Source organism: Thermogutta hypogea, assembly GCF_055386265.1.
Window position 1 is genome coordinate 2,760,112 of record NZ_AP042425.1, and the last position, 19,357, is coordinate 2,779,468.

A 19,357-nucleotide genomic window follows, 5' to 3' on the forward strand; every position below is an offset into this window, starting at 1 on the left:
TCGGGTTTTGATTCCGACTAACTCCCGTATTGATGCCCCGCTACCAAAGCTCCCACGATTCCGCATGAGGCCTTCGTCATGATCGCATTACCGGGTTGTCTGCCATCCCAACACGCGGCTCCAAGCCGCGACAGGTCCGCCGCATTCCCGGGTCGGTCCGGCCGAATCGCCGGCGTCGGTCGCCCTCCCTTCCAGAGCCGGGCCGTGACGTTCCGGCACTACGTCGCTGCGCTAGTAATTGCACTAGTAGTGCCGTCGGTGACGATGCAGGGGGCGTCGCAGGGCCGGGCGCAAGATGGGCCGAACGCGACTGCGAACCTCCAACTCCACGCCTTTCCTCCGGACATCCGCCTCGACAACGGCCTCGATTACCAAACGTTCATCGTAACGGCGGTTCGTCCGGACGGCGTCACGCAAGACGTTACCGATGCCGCCGAAAAGGAAATTGCCGACCCCGCCGTGGCCTCCATCGAAGGGAATCGCGTCATCCCCGTCGGCGACGGGCGGACCGCGCTGACGGTTCGCCACGCCGGCCAAGAGGTTCAGATACCGGTATCCGTGCAAAATGTGGCCGCCAAGCCTCCAGTCAGCTTCACGTTGGATGTGATGCCGGTCCTCTCCCGCGCCGGTTGCAACACGGGAGGATGCCACGGCGCAGCCCGTGGCAAAGACGGGTTCCGTCTTTCCCTCTTCGGCTACGATCCGGCCGGCGACCACTTCCGCATCACGCGCGAGCTTCCTTTCCGCCGCGTCAACCTGGCCGTCCCGGAGGAATCGCTTCTGGTCCAAAAGGCCGTGGGAGCGGTGCCGCACACCGGCGGCAAGCGATTTGAACCCGACAGCCGATCGTATCGCGTGCTGGTCGAGTGGCTCCGCGCCGGGGCGCCCTACGACGGCGACCAGGCACCCAAGGTGGCGGACCTGGAAGTCTTTCCCGCGTCCTCCGTCTTGGAGGGAACCGGCGCCTCGCAACGTTTGGTCGCACGGGCCAAGTACACGGACGGCACGGACCGGGACGTCACCGATTGGGTGACTTTCATCTCCAATAACGACAACTCGGCTGCGGTTACCGCGGACGGTCGCGTAACCGCGGGGAAGCGCGGGGAAGCCTTCGTTTTGGCTCGTTTCGAGGGCAAGACCGTCGCTTCGCAAGTGCTCGTGCTGCCCGCCGATCTGCAATACGCGCCGCCCCAAGAGACGCCCGCCAACTACATCGACGAACTGGTCCTGGCCAAACTCGCCAAGCTCCGAATCCCCCCCAGCCCGATCTGCGACGACGCCACGTTTCTCCGCCGCGTCACGCTGGATATCGTGGGCCGCCTCCCGACCGAGAACGAATGGCGAGCATTCATGGCCGACGGTTCGGCCCAAAAAAGGGCTGCGGTGATCGACCGCCTGTTGGAGCAAAAGGAGTTTGCGGAGATTTGGGGGATGAAATGGGCGGAACTGCTGATGATTCGATCCAGCAACACGGTCAGCGTCAAATCGGCCTTCCTCTATAACCAATGGCTGACGGAAGGCATCGCCAAGAACACCCCCGTCAACGTACTCTTCCGCGAAATGCTCGCGGCCGGCGGCGGAACGTTTCGCAACCCCGCCACGAACTTCTACCAGGTGGAAACCGACACCTTGAAGACGACGGAAAACGTCGCGCAGCTCTTCATGGGCGTCCGCATCCAGTGCGCCCAATGTCACAACCATCCCTTCGACCGTTGGACGATGGACGACTACTACGGGTTCGCCGCGTTCTTCGCCCAGATCGGCCGCAAAACGGGCGAAGACTACCGCGAAACCATCATCTTCAATCGCGGCAACGGGGAAGTGCGGCATCCCGTGGATAACCGCGTGATGAAGCCCAAGTATCTGGGCGGGGCTGAACCGGAGACGGCCGGCAAGGACCGCCGGGAAGTGCTGGCCGAGTGGCTCACGTCGCCGGAGAACCCCTTCTTCGCCGTGAACCTCGGCAATCGCATCTGGGCACACTTCTTCGGTATCGGCATCGTGGAACCGGTGGACGACGTCCGCGTGAGCAATCCGCCCTCCAACCCCGAGTTGTACGAAGCCCTCGGCCGAAAGCTGGTCGAGTACGACTTCGACTTCAAGCGGTTGGTTCGCGACATCTGCAACTCCAACACCTATCAACGCTCGTTGGAAAGCAATCCCACCAACGCAGAGGACACTCGCAACTTCGCCCGCGCCATTCCCCGCCGAATCCAGGCCGAAATCCTCCTCGACTGCATCAATCAAGTGACCGAGACGCAGGAGAAGTTCCGCGGCCTGCCCGCCGGGGCGCGTGCCGTGCAGATCGCGGACGGGGCCACGTCGAATTACTTTTTGACCACGTTCGGGCGATCCTCTCGCGAGTCGGTTTGCGCGTGCGATGTGAAGACTTCGCCCACCCTATCGCAAGCCCTCCACCTCATCAACGGTCAGACCGTCGAGACGAAGATCCGGCAAGGCGGCTTGATTGCACAACTGTTGCAGTCGGGAAAGACGCCGGAGGAAATCGTGGCGTCACTTTACATTCGAGCCTTCAGCCGCGAACCCACCGCTGAAGAACAGGCTCGGCTGTCCGAGATTCTCGCCTCGGCGCCCAATCCCCGGGAAGGCTTGGAAGACATCTTCTGGGCCGTTCTCAATTCCCGGGAATTCGTGTTCAACCACTGAAGCCGGACGATTGAACCGGAGACCCTTGCCGCCGCAATACGAAGGCGATCTTGCCGCGGACACATTGAGGAGCGTACCCATGCATGTTTCGTCCTCTTGCCGAGGAAACGTTCTTCGCAGGATTAATAAGCCGATCGCGACCTTCGGCGTGCTCGCCGTCGCTTGGGCGGCGATATCCCACCGCTGGGCGGCCGCGGCCGAAGGCGAGGATGCGGCTGCGGAAAAAATCACCTATGCGGACCATGTCCGACCCATCCTGCGCGAGCACTGCTTCCTCTGCCACAATCAAAACCGCGCCCAAAACGATCTCAAGTTGGACAATTACGAGAATCTCATGGCGGGCGGGGCATCCGGTCCGGCGGTGGAACCCGGCGACGCCGAGAACTCCTACCTGTACATGCTCGTCAGTCACAGCGAGCAACCCTTCATGCCGCCCAATGCGGACCGCTTGCCGGATGAAAAACTCTCGCTCATCAAACGCTGGATCGAAGGCGGGGCTTTGAAGGACGCTGGATCCACGGCCGCCAAGCCCAAAAACCAAATGGATTTGTCCCCGACCGCGGCCAATCAACCGGAAGGCACGCCGATCATGCCGGAAGACCTGCCGAAGACCCCGGTAACCACCGTGGCACGGCCCGGAGCCGTCACCGCCGCGGCTTCCGCCCCCTGGGCTCCCCTCACGGCCGTGGCTGGGCAGCATCAAGTCGTACTTTACAACAACGAATCCGGAGAGCTGCTGGGAATCCTGCCCTTTCCCGAGGGCACGCCGCATGTCATCAAGTTCAATCGAGCCGGTTCCATCCTGCTAGTGGGCGGAGGCAAGGCCGCCCTGCGAGGCATGGTCGTCCTCTTCGACGTCAAGACCGGCAACCGGCTGGCAGAGCTGGGAGATGAATTGGACGTGGTGCTGGCTGCGGACATCTCGCCCGACAACAAGCTCGTCGCCCTCGGCGGCCCGCAAAAGATCGTCCGGGTCTATCAAACCGCCGACGGAAACGAAATCTACTCCATCAAGAAGCACACCGATTGGGTGACCGCCCTGGAGTTCAGCCCGGACGGCGTTCTGCTGGCCACGGCGGATCGCAGCGGCGGCGTATCCGTTTGGGAGGCCGACACGGGACGCGAATACCAGACGCTGGCCGGCCATCCCGCCATGGTCAACGATCTGAGCTGGCGTGCCGACTCCAATCTGCTGGCCACCGCCGGACAAGACGGGACCGTGCGACTCTGGGAAATGGAGCGCGGCAGCCAGGTTCGCAGCATCAACGCCCATGCCGACGGCGCCACCGCGGTCGAGTTCTTCCGCGACGGCAGGCTCGCCACGTGCGGCCGGGATCGCCTCTGCAAGACCTGGGATGCCGCGGGACGGCAGATTCGGCAGTTCGGCCCCCTGCCCGATCTGGCCATGGTCGTCACCGTCTCGCACGACAGTGCCCGCCTGGCGGCTGGAGATTTCGCCGGCGATTTCATCCTCTGGAAGACGGAGGACGGCCAAGAGTTGGCCAAACTGGCGACGAACCCCGCCGCGCCGCAATGAGCCGGCTTGACGCTCCGCCCAGCCTCGTTTTCCGCGCCAAGCCGCCGCCGTCCGCTTCGGTCGATGTCCCTCCCGGTTTCGCCTGGGGAAAGCGGCCGCCATGCGCCGGCTCGGGTGATTCTCACGTATTGAGTTCGACCGCCTCTTCCCAATGGGCGTAGAGCCGTTGCAGCTTCTCGGCCAGTTCGTCCAATTCGGATTTGAGTTGCTTCACGCGTTCCCCGCTGCGATGGGTCTCCGGCAAAGCAAGCTCTTGATGGATGGCCGCCACCCGATTCTCATGGGCCAGGATATCCCGTTCGATGTCCTCCACCTTGCGATAGGGAAAACGTCGTTTCGGTTTGGCCTGATCTTGGTTGCCGGAAAGGGCATCCCGGCCTCCCGCTCCTGTTCGGCGCGAGTCGCGGTCGGAAGCGGAAGCGGCTTGAGACCGAGTGCTGAGCGTGCTCTCCGCCGCCGCGGCGTACGAAGAGTAATTCCCGTACACCACCCGGACGTGATCGCCCTCGAAGACCAGCAGGTGATCGGCCACCTGATCGATGAAATATCGGTCGTGGCTGACGAAGAGCACCGTCCCGTCGAAGCGACGGAGGGCCTTTTCGAGCGCCGCCCTGGCCCAAAGGTCCAAATGGTTGGTCGGCTCGTCGAGGACCAGGAAGTTGGCCTTGGCGGCCGTCAGCCGGGCGAGGGCCACGCGGCAGCGTTCTCCGCCGCTGAGTTGGCGCAGCGGCCGCACGGCCCGATCTTGCGTGATGCCGAACTTGGCCAGCAGGTCGCGACGCCGCTGTTCCACCAGGTCCGGGTTCACGGTATCGGTGGTCAGCACGGCGTCCACGGCGGGCACGTCCTCGTCCCAGTCCTCCAAGTGCTGATCGAAGTAGCCGATCTCGACGTTGTGACCGCGAACGACCCGCCCCTCGTCGGGCGCGACGCGTCCCAGCAGGCACTTGAGGAGCGTGGTCTTGCCGCAACCGTTCGGCCCCAGAATTCCCCAGTGCTCGCCCCGGGCGATCTCGAAATCCAATCCGCGAAAGAGCGGCTTCTCGAACGATTTCCCGAGGTTCTCCACGCGGAGGACGACGTCGCCGCTGCGTTCGGCGGGCGTGAAGGCGATGGGCGGAGCCTGAATCTCCCGCGGCGGAGGCACCGGCTCGATCCGCTCCAGCTTTTTTCGCCTGTCTTGGGCTTGAGCCGCCTTTTGCCCGTAGTGGTGGCGCCGGATGAACTCTTCCGCTTTGGCGATTTCCTCTTGCTGCTTGGCATACGTCCGCTTGGCCACCAGCAAGCGTTCCTCCTTTTGCTTGAGGTACGCCGAAAAGTTGCCCGTATAGCACTCCACGGTCCCGCGAAACAGCTCGGCCGTGTAATTCGTGACGCGGTCCAGGAAAAAGCGATCGTGACTGACGATGATCATGGCCGCCCGATGCTCGGACAGAAATCCTTCCAGCCAGCGAGCGGCGTCGATATCGAGGTGATTGGAAGGCTCGTCCAGCAACATCAGATCCGGCTCGGCCAGCAAGAGCCGGGCCAAGACCAGGCGATTCTGCTCGCCGCCGCTGAGCCGGGCCGCCTCCTGCTCCAGCATCGCCGGCGTAAAACCCAAGCCCTCCAGCACCCGCTCGATCTTGTGCTCCAGATGGTAAGCGTCCAGGCGGTGGAGTTCTTGCTGAAGAAGATCGAATCGCGCGGCCAAACGGCGATGTTCGTCGTCCGCCATCGCGCGGGAGAGCCGCGCGGCGGTCTCTTCCGCTTCGCGCTGGAGACGATACAACGGTTCCAGCGCGGCGGCGGCCTCCTGCCGCACGGTGCGTCCCGGCTCGAACCGCGGGTGTTGCTCCAAGTAGCCGATACGCGGTGATCCCACCGTCTCGCACACCCCGCCGTCGGCTTCCTCTTGCCCGGCGATGATCCGCAGCAGCGTCGTCTTCCCAGCCCCGTTGGGGCCTACCAGGCCGATCCTCCGCCCGGCGAAGACGTCCAGGTTCACACCGTCCAAGACCGGTTGCGGGCCGTAACGCTTGCGGAGACCTTCGATGTGAACGAGCATCATGGCGGAAGGAGACTCGGGCCGTTTCCGCCCGTCACAAGCCCACGATGTTGTAACCGCAATCGACGTGGACGACCTCGCCGGTGATCCCGGAAGATTCGGACCCCAGCAAAAACAGGCCGACGGAGGCCAGTTCCTCGAACTCGACGTTCCTGCGGAGGGGGCTTTTTTCCGCGGCATGCCGCTGCATCTCGTCGAAACCCGAGATGCCGGCCGAACTGAGCGTCCGCACCGGGCCGGCGCTGACGGCATTGACGCGAATCTTGCTCGGCCCCAAGTCCCAAGCCAGATAGCGGACGCTGTGCTCCAAGGCGGCCTTGCACACGCCCATCAGGTTGTAACCCGGCATCACCTTCTCTCCGCCGAAGTAGCTGATGGTCACGATGGAACCGCCGTCCTCCATGAGCGGTTTGGCGGCGCGGCTGACGGCCACCAGGCTGTAGGCCGAAATATCCATCGCCAAGTGCCACCCCTCTCGAGTCGTTTCGACATAGGGATTGCGGAGCTCGGACGGCGGCGCGAAGGCGATGGCGTGCAGGGCGAAATCGAGCCGGCCGTAGGCGTCGTCGATGGCCGTGAAAACCTCCGCGATATTATCGTCCGATTGGACGTCGCACGGGAGCACCAGCTTGGGTTCGTGGGACTCCACCAAGCGTTTGACGCGCCGCTCGCTGGAGGGGCCGGGCAAATGGGTATAGACCAACTCCGCGCCCTCGGCGTGCAAACGCTCCGCGATCGCCCAAGCGATGCTGCGATCGTTGGCCACGCCCATGATCAAGCCGACTTTATCTTTCATCAGAGCCATCGTTCGCTAAACCCTCGAAACGGCCGCGCACGTACCACCCGTCGCCTGGGTTGGGAATTATACGCGGCGAATCCTGCCGAGACCGAGCTTCTCCATGGGAAGCAGCGCGCCGTCCTCGGCCCGGTCGCCATCCCGTCCCGCCGTCCCTCAAGCAAGGGACGGCACCGGTCCCGCCAAGACGTCGTACTCGTCCAAAGGAGACGTGTCGCCGCTCAGGATTTGGCGGCAATTCATTTCCAGCAGGGGCATGCGGGTATCGATGAATCGCCGAGCGACCCGGCGCTTGCGGTCATTGGCTGCCGCTTGTCCCAACAGCAAATGCCCCACGATGACGATGATCGCGGAATCGACCAGGCGTCGCCCGGCAAGATCCAAGAACGCCGTCGCCTGCGATTTGGCGAACTGAACGGCCTCTTGAATCCGTTTACGACCTTCGATCAGCCGTTGCTTCAACTCTTCGAGCTGCGGATCCTCGTAGGACTTGCCTTCGTGCTCGGCCGTATAGCTCTCGAAGGATCCCGAGGCCACGCCGCGGACCGCGGCCACGATCTGCAATTGGCTAGTCCCCTCGTAGATCGTGGTGATTCGGGCGTCGCGGAGGTAACGCTCCGCCGCGTAATCCTTCATGTACCCCGACCCGCCGAGAACTTGGATCGCATCGTTCGAAACCTGGACGCACATCTCGGACGCGTAGTACTTGCTCATGGGCGTCAACATGCCGTTGATACGCTTGAGCGTACGGCTGAGCTGCTTCCGCCGCTTTTGCTCGTCGGCGGGGAGGTTGTCGACCGTTTCCAAGATGCGCAGGTTGTTGTTCTCGAAGTCGCAGATGCGGCTGGTTTCGTAGGTCAACGCGCGGGCCGCCTCGACCGCGATCTTCATCTCCGTCACCAATTCCGCCACGGCCGGAAGACGCTCGATCGGCACGCCGAATTGCTGCCGCGTATGGGCATAAACCCGGGCCAGGCGGAAGGCCGCCTCCGCAATGCCCAACGATTGCGCGGCGATTCCGACCCGGGCGCCGTTCATGAGCGCCATCACGTATGTAATCAAGCCGCGTTGACGTTCGCCGATCAACCGGGCCGGCGTATCCTCGAAGACCAACTCGCACGTCGGCGAGCCGTGAATGCCCAATTTCTCCTCCAGGTGTCGGACGCGGACGCTCTCGCAGCGTTCCGTGATGAACAGGCTCAAGCCGCGGCCGTCGTGAATGTCCGGTTCGCTCCTCGCCAGCACCAGCAGGATTTCGCCGCAACCGTTGGTGATGAATCGCTTGACCCCGTTCAACCGCCAAACACCTTGCTCGTCCTGATACGCGCGGAGGCGCACCGCCTGCAAGTCGCTCCCGGCGTCGGGTTCCGTCAGCACCATGGCGCCGGTCACCTCACCGCACGCGAAACGGGGCAGGACCTCGTCCTTGATCGTGTCGTCGGCGAAGGCGTTGATCGTCTCGGCGATGCCCTGGAGGCCGAACAGATTCATGAAGGAAGCATCCGCCCGGCTGACGATTTCCGTGGCCATCGTGTAAATGATGTTGGGACAATTCAGCCCGCCGTACTTTCGCGGCAGCGTGAAGCCCATCAAATCCGCCTGAGCCATCCGCCGCAGATTCTCGCGGACCAGGGGATGCAGGGTGACGGTCCCATCCTCGTTGAGCGTATTGCCCTCCCGATCCACGGTCTCGGCGTGAGGCGCGATGACGTCGGCGGCGACCTGGCCCACGATCTCCAAGACGCGACGGTAGTTGTCCACGGCGTCTTCCACGTCCGTGGGAACGTAATCCGCGTCACCGTTCCGGGCGTACGCCTCCTGCGCGGAAGCCACCTCCCGCAGGTCGATATGATCGAACAGGAATCGGATATCTTCGTTATCCAGGAAAAAATTACCCACGTTGGTTCTCCCTCAAGCGGGTCCCGTTTTGATGGGGCTGAACTTCGATCACCTTTCGCCAGGGCCGGCGAAGCCGACGGGAGGGCGGCTCGCGAAGGCTCCTCCTTCGTCGCATCGCCCGGCGGCTTGCCGTCGTCTCAGCGACGTTTTTCCCGCAAGGCCTTGATCATCATGGGAATGACCTTCTTCAAATCCCCGACGATTCCGTAATGGGCGACGGAGAAAATGGGAGCGTTGGGATCGGTATTGATGGCGATGATCTTGGCGGACTCCTCCATGCCCGCCCGGTGCTGCACCGCTCCGGAGATTCCCGCCGCGATGTACAGCGCCGGCCGAACGGTGGTGCCCGTCTGGCCGATCTGATGCTCCTTACCGATATACCCGCCGTCCACGGCCGCGCGGCTGGCCCCGACCGCACCTCCGATCGCGCCCGCCAACTCGTGAATGAGGCGGAAATTCTCCTTGCTGCCGACGCCGCCGCCGCCCGCCACGATCACCCGAGCGCCCTTGAGATTCACCTTCCGCGGTTCGACGTGCCTCTCCAGCAGACGCAAGGCCAGGAGTGCTTCGTCCAACTCCACGGTTTCCTCCACAATCTCGCCGTTGCGGTCGGGATTCGGGGGAAGCATGGGCATGACGCCCTCGCGGACGGTCGCCATCTGCGGCCAGCGATCATAGTTGACGATGGTCGCGATGATATTGCCGCCGAAGGCGGGCCGAATTTGCAGCAACAGATTGCGGTGCGTCTCCTTGGTCTTCGGATCGGTCACGTCGCCGATCTGGAGGTCGGTGCAATCGGCCGTCATCCCCGCCCGCAGCGCCGAAGCCACCCGGGGCGCCAGGTCTCGGCCCAGCGGCGTGGCCCCGTACATGACGATCTGCGGCCGGCGGCGTTCGACGAGCGTCGTCACGACGCGAGCGTAGGGCAGCGTCTGAAAATGGGCCAACCTGGCGTCGTCCACCACATACACCCGGTCGGCACCATGCGCGATGAGTTTCTTCGCCAGGCCCCGTACCCGATGCCCCGGCAGGACCGCTCCCACCGGAACCTTCAAGGTGTCGGCCAATTGCCGAGCCTTGCCGCAAAGCTCCAAGACGACATCGTGCAGCGAGCCGTCTTCCTGCTCCGCATAGACCCAAACCTCGCCTTGCCGGTTGACATCAATCATGGCGTTTGCCGTGTTCGTGGAAAGGACTGCTGTTTGCCTGGAACGATGATCTGACGTATTCCGAGCCGTGCTCGCCGGTGCGCGACGGCCGAAGCGTGACGCCGGGTCAACCCAAGGTGCGTTCAACGATCAGCTCGTGGATCAGTTGCCCGATGCCTTCTTCGGTCGGCGGGATCTCGGTGAACCCCTTCTTGGAAAGAACGATGGCCTGCACGCGAAAAACCTTGGTCGGCGAGCCGGGCAGACCGCAACGGTCCAGTTCGGCGTGGATGTCGTCCAGATTCCATTGCTCGATGAGCAGGCCCTGACGGCGGAATTCCTCGATGCGCCGTCCGATTTCGTCCTGGATCTCCTCGTCGGAAACGCCGCCCAGAGACTTCTTGACCTCGGCCTCGATCTCGGCGGGCACTCGTGCCCGCTTATACCGCATGACGCGCCGGGCGGCCGGAGGTCGCGGCTGATTGGCGGTGGCGATCACGGTGATCAAGGCGGGCAAACGGACTTCCACCAGTTCCCAACCGTTGCCGACGTTGCGGCGGATGCGTGCGCGGTCGCCCTCTAGATGGACCAATTCCTCGAGGTAAGTCACCTGCGGGATGCCCAGCTTTTCCGCGATCTGCGGCCCGACCTGGGCGGTGTCGCCGTCGATCGCCTGTCGGCCGCACATCACGATGTCGTAGCGCCCGATCGTCTCGATCGCCCGGGCCAAAATGTAGCTGGTGGCCAAGGTGTCGCTGGCGGCGGCCCGACGGTCCGTGAGAAGAATCGCCCGATCCGCCCCGCGAAACAAGCAATCGCGGAGGACGTCGGCGGCCTTGGGGGGCCCCATGCTGATGACCGTCACCGTTCCGCCGAACCGATCCCTCGCGTCCAGGGCCGCTTCCAAGGCGTTCAGGTCTTCGGGATTGAAAATCGTGGGGAGGGCGGCACGATTCACGGTACCGTCCTCTTTCATCGCCTCGGCCGTCACATTGGCCGTGTCCGGAACTTGCTTCACGCAAACAATGATGTCGTAAGGCACTATCCGCTCTCCACGATGCAAGGGAGCCTGCCGGATCGGAAACGTGGGAACATCGAACCTGCCGCGGCAAAAGGGATTGCTGATCGGCAATAATCCGTGCCGGCAGGATCGAAAGGCTCGGCAGCGCCGGCGCGGCGACTCCGCAATGGGGAGTACGGTTCAGCCGCCGTGCGGCACGTCGCCCAGCCCGCCACCGCATTATTCCCGGTGGTAAGATGGATATTGTAGCCTAACGAAACGGAACGCAGAACGCCAGTTGCCCCCCGAATCAACGGAAAAAGCGGGCGGTTTCCGACCAGGAAAACCGCCCGCCCGAGTGGCAAAATCCCATCCCAAAGCGTGGCCCGGTCGCTACTACCGCCTGCTCGTCGCCGGCGATTGCCGACCGGAACTCTTCACTCCCCCGATCAAAGGAACAGGAACGTGGTCAGGACAAACAGCGGGATCAGGATGCAAACACTGTAAACCATGTAGCCGAAGAAACTGGGCATCTTGATGCCGCGCTTTTCAGCGATCGCACGGACCATAAAATTCGGCCCGTTCCCGATGTACGTGTTCGCGCCCATGAACACGGCCCCCAGGCTCACCGCGACCAGCAAAGCGTGGTCCACACCGTTGCCGGGCGGAACCAGCTCGGTCCCCCCAAGCGTCCGCGCGGTCTCGAAGAAGACCACGTACGTCGGGGCGTTGTCGAGGAACGACGACAAGACACCGGTCGCCCAGAAGAATTGGGCGGGCGAATGCAGCCCCAATTGCGGCCCCACCACGTGCAGAATCTGCAAGGGCGGCTGCATGGTGATGAAGATGCCGAAGAACAAGGCCGCCACCTCGATGATCGCCGCATAGTTGAACTGATTGGCCCGGCGGGAAGCCTCGTCCCCCAAGATCAGCGATACGGCAACCAGCCCCAATTGAACGATCTCGCGGAGATACAGCGGCGGATGGAAGTCCGTGCCCGGGATCGCCTTGGTCGGATCCAGCAGCGCGACCGCCAGGACCACGCCGACCAAAAGCGGCAAATTCGGCCACACACCGCTGATCCGCATCCCGCGGACCTGCTGCGCATCCGCCGCCAGATCGGGCTTGGCCTCGTGCGGATAGAAATAGAGCGTATCCCATAGGAAATAGAAGGCCAACAAACATCCGTTCACGAACAGCCATTCCTTCCACAATTGGAAGGTCCACAGGAAAGGCACGCCGCGGAGATAGCCCAAGAACAACGGCGGATCGCCGATCGGCAGCAAGCACCCGCCGCAATTGCAGACGACGAAGATGAAGAACACCACCGTGTGTACGATGTGTTTGCGTTCGGAATTGGTGTCCAAGAGAAGTCGGATCAACAGCATCGCCGCGCCGGTGGTGCCGATGAAACTCGCCAAGACGCCGCCGACCGCGATGATGGCGGTATTGACGATGGGTTTGGGGCGCAGGTCGCCCTCGATGCGGATACCGCCGCTGATGGTGTACAAGCTGAAAAGCAGCACGATGAACGGCACATACTCGCCCAGAATGGCGTTGGCGAAGACCGCCCAGGTGTTTCCCCAATGCAGCCCGGAGGACGACGGTTCGCTCAGATAATGGGCGGGCCAGTGTCCCTCGACGGGATGCGGGTAGATGAACAGGTAATAAGCCAGGGTCACCGCCGCCAGCGCCGATGCGACATAGAAGCGGTGGAGATTGCTTTCCCACCAATGCTCGGTCCACGGCAAGAGTGGAAAGACGGCGATCACCAGTAGCAAGGCCGCAAACGGCGCCACCATCCAGTAAGGCGGATGTTCTTTCGCCGTCGCGTGCTCGGCCTGATTCTCGGCTTGCGCCGGCACCTGTTCGCCCGCGGATTCTTGTCCCGCGTGCGGCGATTCGGCGTTCGCCTCACTCTCCCCCTGCGATGCAGCGGTCGCCTGATTGTGAGGGGATTCCTCCCGGACATCCGAAGCCGCTTCGCCGTGATGCCCCTCGCTCGTCGTCGCGGCCTGATGGGTGTGACTTTCGGCATCCACGATCAAGCGCGTGGCTTCTTGCGGCCAGCCGGCCACCAAAGCCGCGGCATAAATCACAAACAACACGCCCAGGGCGTACACCAATCGCCTTTGCGCCTGGGGAGACGTCACATGTTCGTGCGACATACCGGTTCCTTTGTCTGCCGGAAGGAGGGTCGGCGGTCCCCGACTCAACCCGATGCAAGGGAAGGCGGCCCGGTCGTGGAATCTCCCAACGTGCCCGGCCGCCTCTCGCGCCCGGAAACGTAGTACTCCGCGGCCGTTCCGATACGAACGGCTCATTCCCGTGCCGCCAAGCTCAAGAAAACATAGATCGTAATTTTCGATCATTCGGCCCTGATCCACCAGCCGGGGCAGAAGGCGCGATTGAGGGAATTCCACCGAGAATGGCGATTCGATCGGCTGTACCGGCCGCGCGGGCCGCGTCGCGCGAGCCGCGAATGGATACACGCCGAGCGCGCCGTTGAGAAGGATCCGGACGTTGAGCGAGATCCGAATGGATCGCGTTTAAGGTTCGGCGGCGTCTTCCTGCATCCATATTCCGCGGCGTGCCGCCCTCGCTCGCGCTTCCGCCGCAAGGAGCCTCGCTTTGAGACTTTGGGGGTAGGAATACTGCCGATCCACGCGCGCCAGACCGGCTTCCACCAAAGCCTCGTTGATGCAGATATCACCCGCCCAGGCGACTCCCAACAGCCTTCCATACTTGTCCCGCTTGTTCTCCGTCTCCAACCGAATCCGATCGCCCGCCGCGCGGACATAATCCCGCACCGCCTGCGATGCCTCGGGACCGAACGGCTCGACGGGGCTGTTCGGCTTGACGGACTCCGGGGCGTCGATTCCCAGTAGGCGAACGCGCTCGCCGCCGGCCAACAGCAGCGTGTCCCCGTCCACAACGCGTTCCACCGCGTACTCGCCGCTTGCCGGCGGTTCGGAAGGGCTGCTCGAAAACGGATTCTCGCCGCGATGAAGCAGCCGCAACAAGAGCAGGATCAGAGCGACCAGGATGAGCGCCCCGGGCGACCAGCGACGGCGCGACCTAGGGAAGAATGTGGCGGGCGATCGGCGGGCGGAGCGACGACGAGACGCCATCAACGGCCTTCCGCGAAGGAGAAGCAACAACCAACGGACCTCGCCCCACACCGGCGACGCCCTATCGGCAAGACCGACCGACCGACCATCGAGCGGAGGCTCAATTGTCACTCATACCGAGAGCGCGAGCCGCACCGCGTCCCAGGGGATTTCGCAAGAAACGCTTGCGGCACTTGGAGCACAAATCGAACGTCAGAACCACGTGGGCCGGCTCGAACGCCTCGTCGTCGTGAATTTCGAATCGTTCCAGGAGATCGTGAATCTCTTCCAGATGATCGCGGTCGTCCGGTTCGTCCTCTTCCATCGGATCGAAGGCCGCCGCAATCTCGATCTTGACTTGGTAGCGAGTCTCGCTGACGGGATCGATTTCCCGCTTGCACAAATCGCACAGGTAGCGAATCATCGGCCGCTCTCCCTTCCAGCCCGGCTAATCCGGTCTCGCCACGAGCCCTAACCCCAACAAGTTCATAGTAATAGCCGGAACGATATGGGAGCAATAGCGGATTTCACGACTTTTTTCGCGACCCGCAACATTCCGTTACGGGCCTGGTTATCGCTTGACAAACGGCCGTGCGAACGTTCCGCGCCGAGACTTCATCACCCCTTGCACACGTGCGGGAACTGCTCAAGGTCGCCGCCGCCTTAGGCGTTATCGACATGCCCCGGCGCTACGTCACCGCCGATCTCGATCACCACGCGTCCGATCACGTCACCCGCCAAGATTCGGCCGAAATAGGGCTCCAGCGATGCGAGCGTCACCACGCACCGCAATTCCGCCAGTCGATCCACGCGCCAGGGTCCGGACAACATCGACCACATCCGCCGCTTGAATTCAGGCTCGGCATACGCGGCATCGATGCCGGCCAAGGTGACTCCGCGCAAGATGAAGGGATAGACGGTCATTTCGAGCCGATTGCCGCCCGCCAATCCGCAGGCCGCGGCGCAACCGCCGTGCTTCAACGAGCGCAGCACGGTCGTCAGAACGCGGCCGCCGACCGTATCCACGGCACCGGCCCAACGGCCGGAGAGCAGCGGTTTTTCGCTTGCATCCTGCATGTCGCCGCGAGAGAGGAACTCGGCGGCGCCCAGGCTTCTCAAGAGCGGGACGGCCTGCGGTTTTCCCGTCACGGCCGTCACGCGAAAGCCGAGCTTGGCCAAGACGGCCAAGGCGATACTGCCCACCCCGCCCGAGGCGCCGGTGACGACCACCTCGCCTTTCTCCGGTGTGATGCCGTGATCCAGAAGCGCATGGACGCACATCGCGGCCGTCAGTCCGGCGGTACCGTAGGTCATAACTTCCAAGAAAGAAAGGGCGTCGGGCAAAGGCAGCACCCATTCACGCGGCACACGAACATATTCGGCATAGCCGCCCCACCGTCCCGCGCCCAAATCGTAGCCGGTAACCACGACCGCATCTCCCGGTGCGAAATCGGACGTCTCGCACCGCACGACCGTGCCCGCGACATCGACGCCGGGTATGTGGGGAAAGCGTCGCACCACGCCGGGATGACCGTTCGCGGCGAGGGCGTCTTTGTAGTTCAGTGAAGAGTAGGCCGTACGAATTAGAACCTCACCCGGTGGCAACTCCTGCAAGGGCCGGGAGACGAGGGAACGGCGGACCGTGCCGTCCTCCGTTCGCTCGACCCAAAGACAGCGAAAGGATTCCGGCAAGGCAAAGGATTGGGCGCTGGGTTCCGTCACGGCCGTGGATTCTCCAAGCGATGTGTCGCCGTCGCGGCCGGCTGCGCAGGCGAGTAAGAACCCGCAACGCCGCGCATACCAAGATCCCCGGAAGGCACCCTTTGCATCCGGCGACGCGGTTTCACAAACCGGCCGAATCCGGCCGCGAAACGAGCTTCGTCTTCACCGTAAAGATTTGCCCCGCCCGGAACACCTGAAGCTCCACCTCCTTGCCGATCTCCGAGGTATTGACCATGTAGACCAGATGGGCGTCGTCTTCGACGATGCGCTCGCCGAAGCGTAAGATGATATCGCCGGGTTGAAGTCCCACGGCGGAGGCGGGCGAGTCCGGCGTGACCGTGACGACGCGGGCTCCCACTCGGGCATCGAGACCGGCCGCTTGCGCCGCCGCGGCGTCGAATCGCGCATCCAGCGAAACCCCGAGGAAGGCCCGCCGCACCGTCCCGGTTTCCGCCAACTGCCGTGCAACCCAAAGGAATGTGTTGATCGGGATGGCGAAGCCGATTCCCTCATTGCCGCCCGAATTGCTGGCAATCGCCGTATTGATGCCGACGACGCGACCTCGCAAATCAACCAGCGGGCCGCCGCTGTTGCCCGGATTGATGGCGGCGTCCGTCTGAAGGAAATCCTGAAGCCGCACATTGGAATCGCCCAGGTCCAAATCCCGTCGCCCTTTGGCGCTGACGATCCCGAACGTCACCGAATGGCTCAGCCCGAAGGGGCTGCCGAATGCCAATACGAAATCGCCGATATCCAGTTGGTCGCTGTCGCCGATCTCGGCCGTTACGAGATTGGGTGCGGACACCGTAAGCACGGCCACGTCCGTCGCCGGATCGCTGCGGATTTCGGTGGGTTGGATCAAGCGCCCGTCCGCCAAATGAATCCGTACCTTTTCCGGCTCGGCATCTCGCACCACATGGCGATTGGTCAAGACGCACAACCGGTCGCCGAGCTTGACAAGGATCCCCGAACCGGCCTCTTCGACGGGTCTTGCCGACCCCGATTGCAAGGCCCGGCGTCCCGGCACCTGGGCTTCGATATGCACCACGGCCGGCCCCACGATCTTCGCGACCAAGCGGACGACGGCCGATTGGGCCTCCAGGACGGCCGCCTTCTCCGACAGTTCGCGGATCAGCGCAGCCCGAGTCTCTTCGCTCACGGGTCCGTACTTCTCCAGCGCCGTGGGCACGGCCGGCCGACCGACCGCCGACTGCGCCCAAGCCGCGGACAAACCGACCATGAGCAATAGGCAAGACGAAGCCGCCGCCATCACTGCAAACCGCACGAGAAATCGAGATCGTCTTCGCGCATGTAGTGGCATAGCTCGGACCCAATCCAACACGGAACCGTTCACCGACCGTCAGCGCCCCGCACCCGTCGAAGCCGGCAATTCTCTTGTCGCCGGATCGTAGCGGGCGCAACTCCCACAACGCTCTTGTTAGGGGTGAAGTTCCGGCGAACTAACCAACCCCTCGCCGCGGTGCGAGTTCCTCTTGCACGGTGAAGCCGGCCGGAAACTTCGGACGCTTTCCCAATTGTAACCCGCCTGCGACCCGCCGACTAACCGATCGCAGGGAGAATCCAAGCGTGAGGCGTCTCGCCGGCAACCCGTCGAGATTCGACGGCGACTTCACCAAAGTTTCGACACGGACCGGATGTGAACATGCGGTTTGTAACGATCAGGAAGATTGGATCGGTGGGCGACCGCCCGGCGCGACCGCATTTCGCATTCCCGTCGAATGGAGCCGGAGAACCATAACGCACAATTGAAAAGATCCCGCACGGAAAAGACGGAGAAGGCATCCCGGTGGCTCGGATCCGTGACCGCTTTTGGCACCGCTTCAGGAAATCCCCACATGAGTACGCTGACTTTGCCCGACTCCGTGGTACCGCTACCCAGTGATCCGGTCTTAGCCCACGCCATTGCCCAGGCCGTGAAAGAATCCCTGACCATGTGCCAGGCGGAGACACGGCTGGTCGGTCTCAGCGCCGTGCCGGTCTATGAGCCGGGCAGTGTAACCGCCGTCGTCGGCCTTCACGGAAAGGTCTCCGGCTTTCTCACGTTCAACGCCTGCGAACAGGTGGCAATGAATCTCGCGGCGGGCTTTCTCCAGGAACCCATGGAGAAGCTCAACGGGCAGGTCATCGACTGTGTGGGTGAGATCGCTAACCTGATTGCCGGCGGTGTCAAGAAGCGTTTGAGCACGACCGAGTGGGCCTTCAACTCGGTCACGGTCCCCTCCGTCATCATCGGCCACAATTATCAGATTGCCTACGCCAAAGGCATCCAATACTTGGCGGTCACTTTCGAGCACCACAACGCCGACGCCCTCCTCTTGGAACATCGACTGCTGCAAGTGGCGGTGTCTCTCGTCCGGTTGTAGCCGAGGCTACCCCGAGCGGCCCGATCTCGCTCCGAGCCCGTCAACCGCCTCGAATCGGAGCGCCGGTCATGGCCGTCGATTCCGCGGGATCTTGTTTCGGGCTCAACCCCTCCCGCAGAAACTGGAATAGCTTTTGCACCGGTTGAGCACCGACCACACGGCGGAGCTTTTGACCAGAACCTTGCGGCGGAAAAATGACCACTTGCGGCAAGGCCCCGCCCCCCGTAATCGCTTGAGCCAATTTCGTATCTTGATCGTAATCGACGCGGGCAAAGACGCCGTTCTGCAAGATGGGGCTTTTGGGAAGATTCGGGAACACCGCCTCGTCCATCTTTCGGCAAGCCGGACACCACTCCGCGCCCACGAACACGACCAGCGGCAATCGCTCCTCTTGAGCGCGGCGATAGGCCTCCTTGTAAGAAGCGAACGACACCGCGGGCTCCGTAGTGTCGAACGATACAGCCGAATCGGCAGCCAAAGCCATGCTCATCGTCAGCACGAGACTCGTAACAACTCCCGGAACCATGTCTCTACCTCCGCAAAGTGCAAGAGCCGTTGCGACCTCGCGGATTCCGTTCCACAACATCGGAAGGCAACAAAGGGGGGATCGCCCGTCATGGGCCACCGCTTCCGCAAAGCCTGCGAAAGCCTCACAGTCTAAATAGATCTCTTCGCTTTGCAAGCTGAACGGATGCGCGCCCTGCTTTTGGTGCTTATCCACCTAGCCGTTTTTGCCAGGTCGATCAGCCTACTCCCTACCCCTCCCCGGGATACCCTCGATTCTCGATCGCTGACAACTCCGAAAGGGTATTCCCGATCATGGTGTAGGAAAACTGCGGTCCGAACGGGAACTCCGGCCGCATTCAAAGCGACAATTACACGGCGGCTCGCGCCGGATTCCAGTCCCCGAGAGGGTTTTCTTGGTTGCAAAGAAGCGGAGCGGGAATTAGCTTAGAGAATTGGCGAGAGATTGGATGTTTAACAAGGATACGCAATGTATTTTGCGGCCCGTTACCGCGCCGGAAACACGACGAAGTCCCACCCGAT

The 19,357-nt window shown here is 62.8% G+C and carries 14 protein-coding genes; 3 read left to right on the forward strand and 11 right to left on the reverse strand.

The window, feature by feature from the left end; all coding sequences use genetic code 11:
- Positions 1-204: 204 nt before the first annotated feature.
- Together ACZ5B4_RS09925 and ACZ5B4_RS09930 are read left to right on the forward strand one after the other, a co-directional pair.
- The gene (locus ACZ5B4_RS09925) at positions 205-2,667 is read left to right on the forward strand and encodes a DUF1549 domain-containing protein (RefSeq protein WP_464911069.1); all 2,463 of its coding nucleotides are present in this window, start codon (positions 205-207) and stop codon (positions 2,665-2,667) included.
- A 79-nt stretch (positions 2,668-2,746) separates the two neighbouring features.
- A complete protein-coding gene (locus ACZ5B4_RS09930; protein WP_464911070.1) occupies positions 2,747-4,204 on the forward strand; it encodes a WD40 domain-containing protein in 1,458 nt (485 codons plus the stop codon).
- Between the two features lie 121 nt (positions 4,205-4,325).
- Here ACZ5B4_RS09930 and ACZ5B4_RS09935 read toward each other — a convergent pair whose 3' ends face one another.
- The 10 genes from ACZ5B4_RS09935 to ACZ5B4_RS09980 all read right to left on the reverse strand — a co-directional run bounded on the left by ACZ5B4_RS09935 (position 4,326) and on the right by ACZ5B4_RS09980 (position 17,211).
- Positions 4,326-6,254: an ABC-F family ATP-binding cassette domain-containing protein gene (locus tag ACZ5B4_RS09935; RefSeq protein ID WP_464911071.1), complete on the reverse strand. Its 1,929-nt coding sequence runs from the start codon at positions 6,252-6,254 to the stop codon at positions 4,326-4,328.
- A gap of 31 nt (positions 6,255-6,285) precedes the next feature.
- A complete protein-coding gene (locus ACZ5B4_RS09940; RefSeq protein WP_464911072.1) occupies positions 6,286-7,047 on the reverse strand; it encodes an enoyl-ACP reductase FabI in 762 nt (253 codons plus the stop codon).
- Between the two features lie 156 nt (positions 7,048-7,203).
- Positions 7,204-8,946, reverse strand: a complete 1,743-nt coding sequence (locus ACZ5B4_RS09945; RefSeq protein ID WP_464911073.1) for an acyl-CoA dehydrogenase family protein — start codon at positions 8,944-8,946, stop codon at positions 7,204-7,206.
- Positions 8,947-9,083: 137 nt separating this feature from the next.
- Positions 9,084-10,115: an electron transfer flavoprotein subunit alpha/FixB family protein gene (locus tag ACZ5B4_RS09950; protein WP_464911074.1), complete on the reverse strand. Its 1,032-nt coding sequence runs from the start codon at positions 10,113-10,115 to the stop codon at positions 9,084-9,086.
- A 106-nt stretch (positions 10,116-10,221) separates the two neighbouring features.
- Positions 10,222-11,136 carry an electron transfer flavoprotein subunit beta/FixA family protein gene (locus ACZ5B4_RS09955; RefSeq protein WP_464911075.1) on the reverse strand — a complete coding sequence of 305 codons (915 nt, stop codon included), beginning with the start codon at positions 11,134-11,136 and terminating at the stop codon, positions 10,222-10,224.
- A 407-nt stretch (positions 11,137-11,543) separates the two neighbouring features.
- Positions 11,544-13,262, reverse strand: a complete 1,719-nt coding sequence (locus tag ACZ5B4_RS09960; protein WP_464911076.1) for a sodium:proton antiporter — start codon at positions 13,260-13,262, stop codon at positions 11,544-11,546.
- A 381-nt stretch (positions 13,263-13,643) separates the two neighbouring features.
- Positions 13,644-14,225 (reverse strand): thermonuclease family protein, encoded by a 582-nt coding sequence (locus tag ACZ5B4_RS09965; protein WP_464911077.1) that lies wholly within the window; start codon positions 14,223-14,225, stop codon positions 13,644-13,646.
- A 100-nt stretch (positions 14,226-14,325) separates the two neighbouring features.
- On the reverse strand, positions 14,326-14,628 hold the full coding sequence (locus ACZ5B4_RS09970; RefSeq protein ID WP_464911078.1) for a hypothetical protein: 303 nt from the start codon (positions 14,626-14,628) through the stop codon (positions 14,326-14,328).
- Positions 14,629-14,867: 239 nt separating this feature from the next.
- Positions 14,868-15,926 carry a YhdH/YhfP family quinone oxidoreductase gene (locus tag ACZ5B4_RS09975; RefSeq protein ID WP_464911079.1) on the reverse strand — a complete coding sequence of 353 codons (1,059 nt, stop codon included), beginning with the start codon at positions 15,924-15,926 and terminating at the stop codon, positions 14,868-14,870.
- A 121-nt stretch (positions 15,927-16,047) separates the two neighbouring features.
- Positions 16,048-17,211 carry a S1C family serine protease gene (locus ACZ5B4_RS09980; RefSeq protein WP_464911080.1) on the reverse strand — a complete coding sequence of 388 codons (1,164 nt, stop codon included), beginning with the start codon at positions 17,209-17,211 and terminating at the stop codon, positions 16,048-16,050.
- A gap of 571 nt (positions 17,212-17,782) precedes the next feature.
- Here ACZ5B4_RS09980 and ACZ5B4_RS09985 point away from each other — a divergent pair.
- Entirely contained in the window at positions 17,783-18,310 is a 528-nt protein-coding gene (locus tag ACZ5B4_RS09985; protein WP_464911081.1) for a chemotaxis protein CheX, read from the forward strand.
- 40 nt (positions 18,311-18,350) lie between these two features.
- Here the strand turns inward: ACZ5B4_RS09985 and ACZ5B4_RS09990 are convergent, their stop codons facing one another.
- Complete coding sequence (locus tag ACZ5B4_RS09990; protein WP_464911082.1) at positions 18,351-18,836, reverse strand: thioredoxin family protein; 486 nt, start codon at positions 18,834-18,836, stop codon at positions 18,351-18,353.
- Between the last annotated feature and the right edge of the window lie 521 nt (positions 18,837-19,357).

Coding starts and splice junctions, on each gene's coding strand:
- ACZ5B4_RS09930 (WP_464911070.1), top strand. CDS start 2,747: ATGCATGTTTCGTCCTCTTGCCGAGGAAACGTTCTTCGCAGGATTAAT.
- ACZ5B4_RS09935 (WP_464911071.1), bottom strand. CDS start 6,254: ATGATGCTCGTTCACATCGAAGGTCTCCGCAAGCGTTACGGCCCGCAA.
- ACZ5B4_RS09940 (WP_464911072.1), bottom strand. CDS start 7,047: ATGAAAGATAAAGTCGGCTTGATCATGGGCGTGGCCAACGATCGCAGC.
- ACZ5B4_RS09950 (WP_464911074.1), bottom strand. CDS start 10,115: ATGATTGATGTCAACCGGCAAGGCGAGGTTTGGGTCTATGCGGAGCAG.
- ACZ5B4_RS09960 (WP_464911076.1), bottom strand. CDS start 13,262: ATGTCGCACGAACATGTGACGTCTCCCCAGGCGCAAAGGCGATTGGTG.
- ACZ5B4_RS09965 (WP_464911077.1), bottom strand. CDS start 14,225: ATGGCGTCTCGTCGTCGCTCCGCCCGCCGATCGCCCGCCACATTCTTC.
- ACZ5B4_RS09970 (WP_464911078.1), bottom strand. CDS start 14,628: ATGATTCGCTACCTGTGCGATTTGTGCAAGCGGGAAATCGATCCCGTC.
- ACZ5B4_RS09985 (WP_464911081.1), top strand. CDS start 17,783: ATGAGTACGCTGACTTTGCCCGACTCCGTGGTACCGCTACCCAGTGAT.
- ACZ5B4_RS09990 (WP_464911082.1), bottom strand. CDS start 18,836: ATGGTTCCGGGAGTTGTTACGAGTCTCGTGCTGACGATGAGCATGGCT.